The organism is Anaerobiospirillum succiniciproducens DSM 6400 (assembly GCF_000482845.1).
GTDB classification, from domain to species: domain Bacteria; phylum Pseudomonadota; class Gammaproteobacteria; order Enterobacterales; family Succinivibrionaceae; genus Anaerobiospirillum; species Anaerobiospirillum succiniciproducens.
The window spans coordinates 19,556-35,700 of sequence record NZ_AXWV01000006.1; the positions used below are offsets into that span (position 1 = coordinate 19,556).

At 43.0% G+C, this 16,145-nt stretch carries 9 protein-coding genes; 8 read left to right on the forward strand and 1 reads right to left on the reverse strand.

Translation table 11 applies throughout. The features are described from left to right. Positions 1–301: 301 nt before the first annotated feature. Positions 302–841, forward strand: a complete 540-nt coding sequence (locus H524_RS13465; protein WP_044121147.1) for a nuclear transport factor 2 family protein — start codon at positions 302–304, stop codon at positions 839–841. A 260-nt stretch (positions 842–1,101) separates the two neighbouring features. Here H524_RS13465 and H524_RS0100575 read toward each other — a convergent pair whose 3' ends face one another. Further along, positions 1,102–1,767, reverse strand: coding sequence for a YiiX/YebB-like N1pC/P60 family cysteine hydrolase (locus tag H524_RS0100575; protein WP_027938829.1), 666 nt, complete (start codon positions 1,765–1,767; stop codon positions 1,102–1,104). A 3,983-nt stretch (positions 1,768–5,750) separates the two neighbouring features. On the opposite strand from H524_RS0100575, the gene H524_RS0100590 reads away from it, so the two are divergent. From H524_RS0100590 to H524_RS0100630, 7 genes are all read left to right on the forward strand, one after another. After that, positions 5,751–6,770, forward strand: coding sequence for a hypothetical protein (locus H524_RS0100590; protein ID WP_027938830.1), 1,020 nt, complete (start codon positions 5,751–5,753; stop codon positions 6,768–6,770). 174 nt (positions 6,771–6,944) lie between these two features. Beyond that, entirely contained in the window at positions 6,945–7,295 is a 351-nt protein-coding gene (locus H524_RS0100595; RefSeq protein ID WP_027938831.1) for a DUF6547 family protein, read from the forward strand. A 704-nt stretch (positions 7,296–7,999) separates the two neighbouring features. Continuing rightward, positions 8,000–8,947, forward strand: coding sequence for a LacI family DNA-binding transcriptional regulator (locus H524_RS0100605; RefSeq protein ID WP_027938832.1), 948 nt, complete (start codon positions 8,000–8,002; stop codon positions 8,945–8,947). 612 nt (positions 8,948–9,559) lie between these two features. Further along, positions 9,560–10,369: a DsbA family protein gene (locus tag H524_RS0100615; protein WP_027938833.1), complete on the forward strand. Its 810-nt coding sequence runs from the start codon at positions 9,560–9,562 to the stop codon at positions 10,367–10,369. Between the two features lie 129 nt (positions 10,370–10,498). Further along, the gene (locus H524_RS0100620; protein WP_027938834.1) at positions 10,499–10,966 is read left to right on the forward strand and encodes a hypothetical protein; all 468 of its coding nucleotides are present in this window, start codon (positions 10,499–10,501) and stop codon (positions 10,964–10,966) included. Positions 10,967–12,192: 1,226 nt separating this feature from the next. Next, positions 12,193–13,920, forward strand: coding sequence for a carbon starvation CstA family protein (locus tag H524_RS13470; protein WP_044121149.1), 1,728 nt, complete (start codon positions 12,193–12,195; stop codon positions 13,918–13,920). A gap of 969 nt (positions 13,921–14,889) precedes the next feature. Beyond that, positions 14,890–15,921, forward strand: coding sequence for a LacI family DNA-binding transcriptional regulator (locus H524_RS0100630; protein WP_027938835.1), 1,032 nt, complete (start codon positions 14,890–14,892; stop codon positions 15,919–15,921). The last annotated feature ends 224 nt before the right edge of the window (positions 15,922–16,145 follow it).

Below are 16,145 nucleotides of genomic sequence, written 5' to 3' on the forward strand. Positions count from 1 at the left end.
GCGCATTTATACAAGCAGCAATTATCTATTTACTCATACAAACATGCAAAAGCGAAAAAATATTGGATCGTCTATCGCAAAATAGCATTCGTATCATTGTTGTTCGCGCTTTGCTCGGCTATAGTATAAAATTAGACTAAGAGTACTAACGTATTTGCTTGCGATGCTCTGTGAAAGTTACCTGCTTCACCGTAGCTAAAAACTCCAGCAAGACGTGTTAATGCCATTGTGCGCTCTGTATGCACATAAGGATAAGAGCTTCTTAGGTAACGAATAATCCCATCCACACGGAGAATTGCAGATGTTAAAGATTGCCAAGATTGCATTAGTGTCAGCTATGTTAACCGCTGGTTTAACCGGCTGTGGTGACAATGCTCCAGATGCATCCATCCCTGCTAAGGTTTACGCTGACGGTGTTGTAAACAGCGACTTACACAAGATGCTGTCAGTAATGGATCTTTCTGACGTATCCAAGGAGAACCAGAAGTTAGTTTCTCAGAGCTTAGGTGAGATCTTAAACACCACCAAGGCTATTGCAGCAGCAAAGGGTGGTTTTGCTAAGTACGTTGTTACCGACATTACCGCTGAGGGCAATGAGGCTGTTGCTAACGTTAAGTTCATCTTCAAGGATGGTAGCGAAGTTGTTAGTGCAATCCCAATGCGTTTATCTGGCGACAACTATGCTGTTGTTTTAAACCAGGCTCGTGCTGAAGAGACCGCTGAGGTTGCTGCTGAGGACTTAGTTCCTGCTAATGCCGAAGTTCAGGCTGCTCCTGCTGAGCAGGCTGCAGCTCCTGCTGAGCAAGCAGCAGCTCCAGCTGCAGAGGCTAAGGCTCAGTAAGCTGCTAGCTTCAGGCAACAAGATAGGCTATAGCAATACTAGAGCCTAACATCATGCAAAGGCATCATGGGATCATAACCTGTGGTGCCTTTGTTGTTTTTGGTCTTAAGAAAAAGATCGTGATAGTGGTAAAGGCTTTAGCATGTGCATGATCTTTTACTAAGCTAGCAAGTTATAAGAGCAATTGACATTAAAGTGCCTTGGACCTTCAACGTGAGCTTGTGTACTGCTAAGGTTAGGCGTTCACGTTAGTGCTACTTTTAGAGCGATTGAGGATCATCAAAGACATAGATGATTTTAAGATTGGGATCTTCGATAAATGACTGCGGGACGTAATAATCGCCCTCGTTGAGCGGAATGTTTAAAAATGTCTTGTTAACTTGCATGGTGACGTGATCTTGTAGAGCAAAGATCACCATCGAGCTACAGTAGATGGATTGTGGATCTGGAGTGATAGTAAAGGGCTGGCCTTCAATACTCTTAAGATAGTTTTGCACCTGCACAATAGAGCTGTCTTTAAGATCTTGATAGCGTCCAATGGCTAGAGAAGAGGCCTCGCTAACAAAGTTCTTAAGGGGAATAGTAATCACCCCTTCAAAGTTTGAGCCTGCATCATCTGCAGTGGTGGCGTGCGTAACTAAGATCTCAGGCTCGATAGCGCTAATCATACCCATATGTGAGTACTTACTATTAGTGACATCTGCAATGACAAAGCTATCAGCACCAACTCCCATTCTAAAGATAAGATCACCCACCTTAAGCTTAGGAAGTGGCGCAATACTCTCCAAGCTTAAATGCGTTACGCTCGATGATGTGATCTCATTGCGCAGGTATACAGCAGTACTTAGAGCACCAACTATGGTCAGTGCTGCACAGGCTGCGATTAACTTAGTGCGCTTACGTAGATGAAGTTTGCTTGAAGACATAGAGTAGGCAATAAAGGTAATAAATGATTAGCACAAGGGCTGCTATGCATATTGTATCAGTAGCTCATAGCTTTATCTTAAGCTAAGTGCACAGACTCACTAGGATCAGAGCACTGCACTCATCTTCTAAGCATAACGCATGAGCGTTAATGGCATGACTTACCGCTGGCGATCTTATCAAGTGGCACCTTCAGCTTATTCTATTACCATACCATTTAACGAAAGGTCAGAAGAGCAGCACAGTCTAGGCACTGCTTATTCAGCAGCATGAGAGATGCGCGGCATGAACCATCACTTATCAATAATGATTAGCGTGCCATGCTGTTATACGGCTGTGAATTAGGCGCGACCACCACTCTAGGAGCAATCTTACTTAAAGAGCAATAAGTCTGCTCTTTAGCAACTGGCCATGATCCTAAGCAAGGATCATTAGTGCTCAGCGGTGATCCTCTGATAAGCCATACTTCAACGATCTTGCTACAGGATCACAGGGTAGCGCGTGATCCCATTGAAAGCTCTAGGCAAAGGGCCTGATCCTTTTCAAAAGATCAGAATATAGTCAGTGATCTTTCTAATAGAACAGAAGATAGCCAGTGATCTTTCTAAGAGATCAGAGGATAGGGCGTGATCCTGTTGAAAGCTCAGAGGATTGGGCGTGATCTTATTGAAAGAACAGAGGATAGGGCGTGATCCTATTGAAAGATCAGAGGAGAGTCTGTGATCTTTTTTTGAAAGATCATGAGATCAGAGCGGTGATCTTGTTTGATCTTTTGCAAAATAGAGAAAAGATCACCACTGTTTGTGGTTAAACGGCTTATTTATAAGGTTTATAGTGCAGCGATCTCATAAAAAGGCGGTGATCTTAGGGGCTGAGATCTCATGATCTTGTGTAAAAAGCGCCAGTTGTCATACAAGTAATGGTGATTTCGACAAAATTGCACTGTTTATAGCAAAGCGCATAAATAGGGGCGTTTGTTGTTGTCTACACGTACAAAAATTATTTCTAAAAAGATTTTTTAAAATCTAGTGGAAAAGAGGGAACTTTTATGTGAAACTATACGTAGATTGATTGTTGAGCTTGCTTAGCAATCAGTTAGGAATGACGGGTCGCTCCCTGACTTCCGAATTTCTATAAAGCCTCTTTTTTTATAGCGGATCTCTTCGGAGTGAAGCTAACGTACTGACCAGAGTGCAACGTTATTCATAATAGGTATCATGCGTAAGCCTGTTATGAAATTCTTTGAAGTCGGAGCTTTGTCGGTATGGTCTTGGATTGGAACTGAGCAGCAGCTAAGCTTGCTTAAATAGCAGAGACATGATGCTGTATAAGACAGAACGCACTTCTAGGGGAAGCCACGGGGTAGGATCCGTGGAGCACTGAACCTAGAGGATTGTGTAGTCTTTCAGGTACTCGCCGAGACAGGGGGCTTTATCGATATAGCCCATCCCCTCTAGCTAAGTTCTTAGCAAACTAATCTCCCTCAAACAAAATCTTCTTCTTAAACATACCCTTTTTGCGCCCATCGCATCCACCATATATCTCTTCATCATCATCATTTTTCACATCTTCTTATTGCCAATAGCCCTTAGTGCCATCGCGTCTCAATCTGCAAATGTTTTCATCAAACAGCAAAATCTTGCAGCCATCAGCACCAAAAGCAAGCGTCTCATTGTGAAGATTATTCTTTTTCATTGCATCATGCTGCAGCATGATTATTCATAATGCGCTCGTAGCCAATGCAGCTCAGCCCATTACGCCGTCACTTAATCTAGTACTAACGTAATTGTCTAGCAGCTACAACAGCGTAGCAATGAAGGTAGGCGGATGTAAAAGGATAAGCTTATGAATACCAGTCCCAAATATGAGCAAACTCAAGGCTAAGCAGGCAGACTCGTATGGGCATAGCTCTATACATTTATCTTTCTGTGTAAGGATGAGAGAAAGTAAGCTATTTTGTTGATGCTGCTTAACTACCAATACGTACGCTACGGCATGTATCAAAGAGTAACTTACTGGCCATGTACTCAGGCTTTGGCCATGAGTTCGCATTAGCGCATGTCTGCACTTTGATACTACAGATTGGCACTGCCGCTTGATGCTACAGCTAGACGCTACAGCCATACGCATTCGCATTGGCGCGGCAGGTAGTCATTCCTTTGGTTAAGCTTATAGCTACACTATGCTGCACCGGATTCACTATGGCTAGTCATTATGCAAGGTAGGTAATTCAGAGTACGTGTTTTAGTTGTGCTGTATGTGATGGTGCACTATCAGTCTGATCTTAATGGATACCCTGCATGGCATAAACTACTCCCAGTGCCTTGCGCACAATGGATCTCACGTTCTTTAGGTTAATGGAGCTAACGTCCTTTTGCTAAATGGATGGCGTGCCTGGGGGCAAGTTTCTGCGCAGCTAGGTGCCAAATGGATGACGTGTCTACTGTCAAATGGGCAGATGTGCCTGATTGATGGCGTCAATAGACAATGTAGGTATGAGTAGACGCAATGGTGGCGTGTTGAGCGTAAGGATTAGGATTACGATGAATTTGGGAGTATTTGTGAGGATAGGTTAAGAGGATTTGCAAACTAAGTAGCCTCCAACTAAACCTGCAGTAATTGGAGGTACAAAGAAAAGAGCATTTTGCGTATAACGCTCAAATCTTATGCAGCTGCTGGTGCCTCAGCATCGAATACCTAGGCCGTGAGTAATCGATACGGTGTATGAACCGTAAATGAACAACTTCTTGTAGCGCCTTGATTCACAGTCATGCGATTGCATTGTGAATATGGCTTTAATTCTGACTTTCAAAGTCAGTCTGACACCTTAGGTTGGTTCAAGACCTACCATGCAGGTTAGGTGTAAGTTTTATTACTGCTATAAGTTGTTCAGGACGTATGTCAGTCTGAGCCCTTGGTACAAGTCCAGTGTCTTTGCAGTTCTTAAGAACGCATCGATGCTGGGTGATTTGCCCAAATCAATAGAGCTTCTAAGTGCATTAAGAGCTAGAGCTCTTATGCGTTAGATGCAAGCCCTATCAAGCCTCTTACATATAGAATGCATCGCTAAGCACAGATTAAGGAAATCTGAAGCTCTTGATTAGCTCCGACACCCACCATTAAAGCCTCTTACCTCTGAAAATGGTGCCGCATCGGCTGTACAGTTACGTCATTTAAAGTTGAAAGCAATACTAACTTACGTAAAGCCGTATCATAAAATCAACTTTGTGCAGCACGGACTGCTTATGACTTTAAACTCCAATGAGGTTGATAGCTAAAGCAACACTTAAGTAGGCTAGGTGTTAACTGAGCTATTCAACAAAGAACTCTTGACCATCCACACCAAATTGCGAGTATGGTACTCGTAACGAAAAAACCTTAAGTTTAGCTTAAGGATAAGAGGAAGAGTTGCTTTGTCATAACGGTAGGCTCTTAAGGTCTACCCTCATTGCAAGTCTCTTGTCTTAGTAGCTTTAATAGCTAAGACAAGTGCAGTTCAGATGAGATTAGCGACATCTGACACTAAGATAGACATTGATTTGGGCTAAAAGTTTCCAGAAGCTGCCAAAATTTTTTAAAAAAGTGTTAATAATTTTTTAAAACATGATGAACATCGTGTTTAGTGGTTGAAAACTTGTATACAAGATAATGGTCTATAAGCAGGTGTAATGTCTTTTTAGCAATCGACTCTTGGCATACAGTTAAGTTAAGAAAACAGCTGATTAATCACATTATTAAGTTAAATCCCATCGCCATAAAGACAAAGCATTGCATACTTTGAAACAATATAGGTACTGATGCACGAGTAATGTTAGCTATTTGGGCAGCTGTTAGAAATCTCAGAGTGCATTATTAACGCTTTCTTTAGATTATGGTCTGTTCCTCATAGCATGGCAAAATGAGCCATGATGTGCTGCTTTAAAGCTCACATATAGCAATTAACAGCTGCATGGAAGATAGACCTGATTAAGTTTAGTGAGGTTGTATGGGGCTAAGCATTCTTAATAGCGGGCATCTAACACGCAAAGCTTTTGACGAACTTGATTCAAGCGAGAAACTCGACTTGATGGTTAAGCTTGGCGAGCTCTATAACATGAGCTTTATTAAGCTTCAGACTTTCAAGCGCTATGGGCAGCACTGTCACACGGGTGTGTTTGAGTCAGACGGCCGTCGTTTTGTGTTTGTGCCTGGTGATGAGGTTACCTTAGGTTGGGATCACTTTGCTCAGGGACTTAACGAGGATAGTCAGGCTGAGCTTGACGAAGTGATGAGTGAGTATGAGTTTGACAAAAGCCCTGAGGAATTTATTAGACAAAGCATGAGTCCAGTACGTAAGGCCATCATTGGACCTATGCTAGTTGCTCAAGAATTAGAAGAAACAAGTTACGAGTCTATCGACATGGGCGATCCAAGATTTGCTAATGAGCCAAAGTTTATCAAGAAGTACCAAGAGTTCGTCGATAGCGACTCTAAGTGCCTCATCTGGTATAACACCATACGCTTTGAGCGCATTAACAAGCATATAGTCATAAGTCTTTATCAGCCAAGCGCTTATCAGCAAGTAGTTAAGTCCTTGCAAGAGCAAGGTTTTTCATTACCAACTGCTGATGAATGGGCCTATCTATGCGGTGGTGGATGTCGTACCCTCTTTGCATGGGGTGATGGCATGGACTATTCGATGCACCTTAAGCATTTTAGTGTGATTGATGCAAAGAACAATGAGCAGGAATCATCTGATGGTGGGCAGTCAGATAGTAAATATGACATGCAAAAACCAAATTTCTTTGGTCTGAGTATTGGCTATGACCCGTATATGCGCGAGTTAGTACTTGCAGATCAGTGCACTAGTTGTGGTGGTGACGGTGGCTGCAATATATGTGGCGGTTTCGGGCCGTTTCTTGGCTTTTTATCATGCTCTCCTCATGGCAAAGCTGAGGTGCATGAAAGTGATGAGGTTGATGGCGATTACGATTTCATTAGACCAATCATCAGGGTTCAGGTATAGCCTTGCAGTCTTGTCGCTACGTACAGGCTTTGTCAGCATGGACACAAGCCTTGCTTGATAGCTTTACTTGATAGCTTTGCACCAGTCTCAATAAAAGCTTTAGCTTTTGCGATGCTTGAGCAATTATCAGCACTGTATGACGAATATCTACTTTGCAATCTTTGGGTGGTTAGTATGAAAAAGCAACTAGAACTATATAAGTCTTTTGTAGATGGTCTTGTGGAGCGTAAAGAGTCGATAACAGCTCGTCGCGTCTTATCTGAGGGGCTGCCAAACATAGCCGATAATGCTCAGGACAATCAGATCTTAAGTACCATGTCTCAAGAGCAGCGTGAGCTTTTAGCTAAGCTCCTTACACAAGAACGTATCAGTGGCATGCATGACACTCTTAGCTATATTAATGAGCTCATGGATTTAGAAGATCTAAAGCTAATACAGGATGGAGAGGCTTTGGATAATAACAATTTTGAGAGCCTGCACTACGACTTCATGTGCCGCTTAGAAGGGGATGAGTGGCCTGAATAGACTGTGAGCTCATTCTCATAGATAGTACCTGATGCTATAGCGTATAGCTGTAGCATCAAGCTGTTGTATCAAGCAGCGCTTAAGGATGAGATTAGTGATGCATCGCGTGTACTATGGGGTGCAAAAATTATGGCAAGCGTTGATGGGTGACTGCAAAGATTGCAGAAGATGACAAATTAGTAAGCAATTTTGTTGCTTTTCACTGTCTTTAGATTATGGTGGCTGTCTATACAGCTGTGGCAAATTAGTGATGCCAAATGGTTTGTTTTGGGGAAAATGTGATCTTTGACTAAGATTTGTGATACGAATTTGTGATGTTAATCATTGCTTTGCAAGTCCAAAGATACGCCATTAGTGACTGCAAAAATTTCAAGAATTAGTGAAAATAATGCAAAGGTCTCTGACATTGGCTTGATAAATTCAATCATCTTTGTGCTATTCTTGTTTGAAACTAGTGCCAAAGAGAGTTTAGGCACTTTATTGTGTGCAAAATGTTAGAGCATAGAAGCTCTATCAGCATATGCGTGGTCGCTTTGTAAGTAGTGTGGTCCTTAAAAATCTTACCAAGCACTTAAAAACCACTGCGATACTGATACTTATCTCTGCTTGTATTGCTTATTTTTAAAGGCAAGGTCTGTATTAGCTACAGCAAAGTTGTAGTGATGTTATACAGCTGCCAAAGCTTTCAGTTTAGGGGACGTCACATGGCCAGAATCACTTGTATTGCAAACGAAGTTGGAGTATCCCCAGCAACCGTATCTCGTGCCTTGGCTCGTCCTGAGATGGTGGCTAAAGCAACACGTGAGCGTATTCTTGCTAAAGCCAAAGAGATGGGTTTTGATGTTTCTAACAACCGTGGTTTAGGTGATGGTCAAAATCTTTTAGGCGTGATCGTTGCCGATCTGACTAACACCTTCTCAGCAGGTATTCTCAAAGCTATTACCTCACTTGCTGAAAATGACGGTATGCAAATTCTGCTCGGCGTGACCAATGAAAACTCCATGGTCGAGCGCAAGATCATTTCAGACTTCAATCGCTACTCTTTAAGCGGTTTAATTGCCATGCCTACTGGTTCATCTCAATGCCCTGTTATTGAGTGCCGTAATGTCGTGGCTGTTGACCGTCCTTTTATTAACCGCGAAACTAAGTGTGCCTTAATCAATAACCAAAAAGTGGTTAAGATTGCTTATGAGCATTTAAACCTTAAAGGCCACAAGCACATCGTTTATATCAGCGGTAAGAGCTCTTTATTCACTTTCAAAGAGCGTTTAGTCGCTGCATCTTCTTATGACAATGTAGAGTGCATTGAGTTAGATGCTCTTGAGTACAACGATCTGTACACCAAGGCCTTTGAGCTTACCAACATCTTGCTCACTCGCCACTCTAACCGTCCAAGCGCCATTTTGACTGCCAACAATGCCATTACCTCTGGTGTTGCTTATGCGCTAAGCCTGCGTAATGTAGTTATGCCACGTGATATGGCCTTAGTGTCCATTGGTGATCCTGAGTGGTGCCGTTTCTTTCCATGCCCAATCACTACCGTGAAACTGCCTGAAGATGACTTAGGCAGTACTGCCTATGAAATGCTCAAGCAAAGCGATCACCATGTTCGCTTCATTGAGCCAATGCTTCTGCCTCGAGCTTCTAGCTAACGATGCAAGCTGTTAATTGCTCCAGTTAAGTCGTAAGCTCCAGTCAAATCCTTAGCATTAAGCCCAAAGATGCATCTGCTCAAGCTGCAGCATCAAGTTTAGCTGCAGCATAATACTAAGCAGTGCATCTTGATACGATGCTGCATCCTAAGTCAAAGCTATATTGTGCAAGCTAAACTATAGTGTATGAAGCTAATGCTCATGCATCATATACTCATGCATGTAGTACATGGATATGCCAATACCTGGCATTAAGTTACATGGATTGCTCATGCCAAGACTATAAGCCACATGGAAGGCTCATGCCTGTGCATTAGTATCGGCCATGCTTATGATAGTGCTTTTAGATAAATGGTTATGCTTATGTTAATGACGTGGCATGAGGTCAAAGTCCTAATCATGGCTAGCTAGATCTTGCGACTAATAACTTGAGCAATTTGGCAAATTCTTACTTTCTATAGCAGTTAATTTTTGTGAAGTGTGATCAAGGCTTGCTTGTGCGCTAAACATAGCCCTGCAAGGAGACTATACGGTTTGCTACAATGCATAAGGTTAAGCTCAATTTGAGCTTGCACTAAAGATTACAAATTTGGATTTACCGAGGTTGGATAGATGTTCTCAATGCGCTCATTGAAAGTGACTGCTATGGCCGGTGCCATTGCAGCTTCATTAGGTTGCTTCCAAACTGTATCAGCAGCACCTGATACTAAGTCTCTGTTCACTCCTGAGCAAAAAGCTGAGCTTGAGACCATCATTCATCAGTATATTGTCGCTCATCCTGAAGTGCTCGTTGAGGCATCAAAGGCCTTAGAGACACAGGCTGCTGAAAATCAGCAAGCTGCACTTGAGCAAGTATCCTCCATGATCCGTGCTGACCCAATGGTGCCAGTTCGCGGTAAGCCAAATGCTAAGCACTATTTAATTGAGTTCTTTGACTACAATTGCGGCTATTGCAAGGTAGTACGTCCATACACCAAGAAGTTCTTAAAGGATAACGACGCAGCTATCTTCTATGTAGAGCTGCCAATCTTATCCCCAATCTCAGTACGTGCCTCAGCCATTGGTTTAGCTCTGTATAAAGTAGATCATGACAAGTACTTTATCTACCAAGATGCCCTCATGGAGTCAAAGGAGAAGATCACCTCAGAAGATCAGCTCAAGGCTGCTGTAAAGAAAGCAAAGGGTGATTACGAGGCTCTTTCTAAGATGGTATCTGAGGATACTTCTATTCAAGAGGCCATGCGTAAGAATATGGAGTTAAGCCAGAAGATTGGTCTGCAGGGTACTCCTTTCTTTATCTTAAACGGTACTGCTATTCGTGGTGCCATCCGCGACTACTCTGTCTTTGCTGATATCATCAAGGAGACAGAAAAAGAGCAAGCAGCTGCTAAGGGCAATGAGAGCAAGGATGCCAAGAAGTAATCTTGCTATAGGCTAAAGTCTCTTTAGTGCCAGATGCATTTGTACGAACATGTATTTGGCTACATAGGCGGTTGCAGAGTAGTCTGTAGCCGCTTTATTTTTGGACGCAGGATAAGATAGGGGGTAGATGTGAATTGGGTTGTGATTGTGGCCATTGCTGTGCCAATCTTATTTGTTATTGGCATGATCAATAATGCCTTTAAAGATCAAAAGAAGCTTGAAGAAGGAGCACTGCGTAACTATTTATCTAAGCGCAAGGGCAAAAGAGCTAATGGCTATGACGATGATGACGATGACTGGGGTGTCAAAGCTCGTGCCTTAAAGCGTGCAGTAAAGGAAGATAACACTCCAAGTGATGTTACATCATCTGATGCGCTGGCACGTGAGGGAGCAGCCTCCTCTGCCATCTCAAAAGATCTTGCAGGTGATATCGACACCTTACATCCATACGCGCCACGCTCCTCTGAGGCAAGCTATAAGCCTATGGGTGATACTCAAGCAACCAATGCTGCCTCGTATTTCTCAGCCTACTATAAGCAAGACGAAGTTAAGGATGAAAAAGAGGCATCATCCGCTGCGCCCAAGTCCAACAAGTAAGTGCTGTAGTGGTGTCTAAGTCCAACAAGTAAGCGCTGCAGTGGTACCTAAGTCCAATAAGTAAGCACTGCAGTGGCAACTAAGTCTAATGCTTTAGATAGCACTGCACAAAGGCATCAAAGTTGGACAACGAGTTTGCTATCAGTGTTTATTAGCAATTATGGCCTCTTGCCAAGCGCTAAGGTCAAGCTAGCTAAGTGCTTTAGGTAGAAGGGCATCAATCAAACTAAAAGAGCTGCACTGGCACAGATACGTCCTAGTTTTGCTTAGATACTCATCATTTAGCCTGCTTAGGCGCATTCCTCATTACATGCAAGCACCAATACTGCTTGCATACCATTCTAGACATAGCATCAGTTAATTGCTTCAGCCCAGCTCTGCACTGCATTCTTTTTCACGCTACGGCGTTGTATGCCAGATCATTAGCTAAACGATCAGGCCTAAATCGGGACCAAATCCAGTCCTAAATCCAGTTTTGCTCTCTTTGGCGCTGTGATCTTTTTGCTTTGATCCTATTGCTGTGATCTTTTGGCTGTGATCTTAACTTATGCGAAGGCAAGGCTTTAACCTCATGGCTTTACGAGATTTGCCTTTAAGCCATAGGTATGGGCTTGAACTTATCTTGAGGATCTGAGGTCTTGGAAAGAATTAATTGCTTTGCTGCAGCTTAGTGAGAATTGGGCATGGTCAAAAAGGTGGTTAAGCTGCGCTTACGTGGAGTGGTGTATTAGGCTCTGCTGCACTCTTGTGTGATAGATACTCATTTTGTAAGAGTGATATAAATGATCCTTTGACTACTTTTTGTGCAATCAAAGCATCATTTGCGGGAGGATGGCGCTTTTTGCGTTCACTTAGTGAGCATTGCGCTTTGCAGCTGTTGAATCAAAAGTAGCGATCTTGCAAACTGACAACAAGCCACATTCAAGTGGTGCTAAATGTTCGTGAGATTTTAGCTCTCCGTGAGCAGACGAAACTACAACTTAATTCATCAGCAGCTAAGTTCAATATTTGCGCTTAGTGCACGGCAACATCAAGCCATACGATGAACCTGAGCTTTAGGCATTCAGACAATGAATGCAATAGCTACTAAGAGACTATCGCTACCGTGAGCAGCACTCTTAGGCACTTAAGCAATAACTTAAGGCAGGGTCTTAACACTCTTACCAGAGAAAAAGATTTGATTTGTAGGGAGCATGCTTAGAAAAAAGAGGGCAGGAGTTTTTTAGATGACAGGCAGTGTCTTGTTTTGTATCTGCTTAGCGTATTTTGTGGTTGCATATTACGTCTATGGCGGTTTCTTATCCAGAGTTTTCAAAGTAGATCCTCAGCGTCCAACCCCAGCTGAGACCAATTTCGACGGTGTTGACTATGTTCCAACACCAGCTGTGGTGCTCTTTGGTCACCACTTTGCCTCTATTGCCGGCCCTGGCCCAATTGTTGGCCCAATCATGGCTGCATATTTTGGCTTCCTTCCTGCGCTGATCTGGATTTTAGTTGGCTGTGTTTTTGTCGGTGCGTTCCATGATTTTGCCGCTTTAGTTATGTCAGTACGTAACAAGGGCAGATCTATTTCATTCATCATGGAAAAACTGATGGGCTTTACCGGCCGCCAGCTGTTCTTAGGTTTCTGCTTAGCATGCCTCATCCTCGTTGTCGGTATCTTCTCGATTCTGATTGCAGGTATGTTTGTATCACTGCCTGAAGTTGCTAGCGCATCGCTCCTCTTTATCTTAATGGCTCCTGTGTTTGCTTTTTGCACCATGAAGTTAGGTTGGAGATTATCTCGCGCTTCCTTAATCTTTGTACCGCTGGTCTTTGTTACTGTTTTAGTTGGTATTGAGTTTAAGTTAGATCTCGTTGCATTATTTGGCATTACTGCCTCTGAGGCTAATATGGTATGGCTCGGTGTATTAGCTTTATACATCTTTGCTGCCTCAGTTGTTCCAGTGCAGTGGCTGCTGCAGCCTCGTGATTACCTCAACAGCTATCTCTTGTACGGCATGTTAGCTTTAGGTTTTGTAGCTATCTTAGTCTACAACCCAGAGATCAAGATGGAGGCCTTTGTAGGTTGGAATGCGGTAACTGCCGATGGCAATATGACTAATCTCATTCCTGCATTGTTCATCTTCGTAGCTTGCGGTGCTTGCTCTGGCTTTCACTCCTTAGTAGCATCAGGTACCACCTCAAAGCAGATTCGTTCTGAAAAGGACATGCTGAAGGTTGGCTACGGCGGCATGATCATGGAAGGTGTATTAGGCGTGATGGCCTTAGTAGCTGTAATGGCCTTAGATCCAGCCGTCTTTAAGGAAGTAGGTAAGAATCAGCCATTAGCTTTCGCAACCGCTATTGCATCATTCTCTACTGCCTTAGGTATCTCTGAGGAATTTGCACGTACTTTCTTATCCTTAGCTATTGCTGCATTCATGATGACCTCATTAGATACTGCAACTCGCTTAGGTCGTTTCTTACTGCAAGAGATCTTCTTACCTCGCACCATCGATAAGGCAGGTAATGAGATCCGCACAGATGTTAATGCTGTACCAGCATGGCGTGCTTTTGTAACTAACCCATACTTTGCTGCAGTGTTTGTTGTAGGCGTATCCATCATGTTAGCTTTAACTGGCTCTGCTGCCTCAATTTGGCCAATCTTTGGTGCCTCTAATCAGTTAATGGCTGCATTAGCTTTCTTAGCTATCACCATCTATTTGTTAGTTAAGGGTTCTAAGTGGTACATCGCCTTTGTACCAATGATCTTCATGATGGTCATGAGCTTATGGGGCATTGTGCAGGTAATCGGCCAGCAATGGGGTAAGAGCACAGTGTTAGTTACCGCTGGTATCTTCTTACTCGTAATGGCTGTGATGATGATTGCTTTAGGCTTATCCATCATCTTCCACTACCTCAAGGCTCATATGCGTGGTCAGACTCCTCATATCGAGGTTGAGCAGGCCTAAATATAACGCCTCATAGCAAGAATAAGTAATACCTCAATTAGGGCTGGTTCTTTTTTAGACCAGCCCTTTTTCATTTTGAATGCACATAAGTACAGTAACCATCGAAAATTTCAGTTGTAACGATGTGTTTACAATTGCCGCTGAGGCAAACATACCAGAGCAATCTCTAATACAAGATTATGACACTATCAAAGTACTCGCCGTATGTAACTGCAGCTAAATAGTTGAAAGGGTGGAGTCTTCAGCCTCGTCTGTGAGCATTTGGGCTTAAGACCAAAAACAAAAAGCCACCAAAAACTCAAGAGCCAGCATGGACATGGCCTTGTGAGCTTTTTAGATAGTCATCAGATGGGCCTATCTGGACAGTCATTCTAATTACCAAACGTCTCATGCTTTGGCAGATAAGCACAAGCATCATTTAAATTGGATTTAGGATACGCGCTGGCAAATTTTGGGGAAGTTTTTTTGGGATGGGCTTGGTGTCAATGCGACGTGTAATGTCTCTGGGGATAAGCACATTGTCTTAGCGTAATAAGCGTGCTTTGTGCACTTGATAATAAGATAGAATCAACACCATACTTAACAGCGCTTAGAGCGCTTGTGTCATGCACATTTGTGGCAAGTTAGTGAGATGCAACTCTCAGATTTTGGCGTAATAACTTTAATCTCAAAGACAAAAGAATCACAATTTAGTGCAATTGTTGTTGTCTGAACATGCTGGCACTTTAAGCCTAATTGGCTGATTGCATCCCCAAAGTTAGCTGTGAGTACTCATAGTTACTGATGACTTGCTTATATGGTAGTGTGCTTTGTGCTTTTTTGCTATCAAGCCTAAGCTTAGTTTCTATGTGTATATTAAGTATTGAGTATGAGTCAATGTGCTCGTACTGTGCCTTTTAGCACTGTTTTGAATTAGATCTATGCGAGCTTAGATCGCTTTCTTATGTTTTGTGAGGTTGAGGGCCCTTTATGAAGGTTACAGTCAAAAGTCTGGCTTTGGCTGCAGGCGTATCACGCGGTACGGTAGATCGCGTACTTCATAACCGTGGATCGGTTAAACCTGATGTAGCCAAACGAGTGCGTGCTCTGGCCAAACAGCTAGGCTATGTTCCTAATCGAGCTGGACTTGCTTTAGCTGCTCACAAAACGCCAATTAAGATCGGTGTACTCATGCCATCAGTGGGTAATGCCTTCTATCAAATCATCATTGACGGCATCTCTGATGCTCAAAAAGAGTATGCTGACTTAGGTTTAAGTGTGGTGATTAAAGAGATCAACGGCTTTAATGAAGACGATCACTTAGCTGGTATTGATGATTTAATTAAGCAAGGCTGCAAAGGTTTATGCCTAGCCACAGTTAATACGCCTAAGCTTAGAGATCGCATTAATCAACTGCACGACAATCATGTAGCTATCGTGCTCTTCAATACAGATGTAGAGGGCACCAAACGTCTTTGCTATGTGGGCTCTGATTACATTACCGCAGGCGCAACCTGTGCGGGCATGGTAGCCTTATCTTGTCATGAAGAGCAGTATGTTTTAGTGGTGACGGGATCACGCAATATGCTCGGCCACAATCTGCGTATTAAGGGCTTTGAGGACGAGCTTAAAAATCAGAAAGTGCCTTATCAAATCATCAGTATTGTTGAGAGCTTTGATTCAGATATCCGCGCTCAACAAGTCACCTCTGAGGCCTTAAAGAAATATCCATTCATCAACTGCGTCTATATCACTGGTGGTGCGGTGCAGGGAGTAGGTTCAGCCTTAATTGCACATGATGATCCTAAGATCTTTGCTATGGGCTTTGACGAGCTATATGCAACTAAGCAATTAGTCAGTGAAGGCATCATTAAATTTGTTATCTGTCAGCAGCCACGCCGCCAAGGCTATCATGCGGTTAAGCGAGCCTATCAGGCTGTAGCAGGTCAAATTATCGAGGGTAATGTTCAGGACTTCATCACTGATACCATTATCAAGATCAAACCAAACCTAGGCCGCTAAACAAAAGCTCATCACTGCAATCTTGGCAAGTATTCAATAGCCACCGAGACCAACTATCAGCCATATGATGAGCAGATCATCGACATAGAGATGCCTAGGCCTATGCTGTGGCAACAGCCACAGCAATGCTATAGCAATAGCAGCAGTAGCAAGGCTATAGCCACAGCTCATACTCAGCCATTCACGTTGATCATAAGCTTACGCACACTCGCCATCGGTCATTT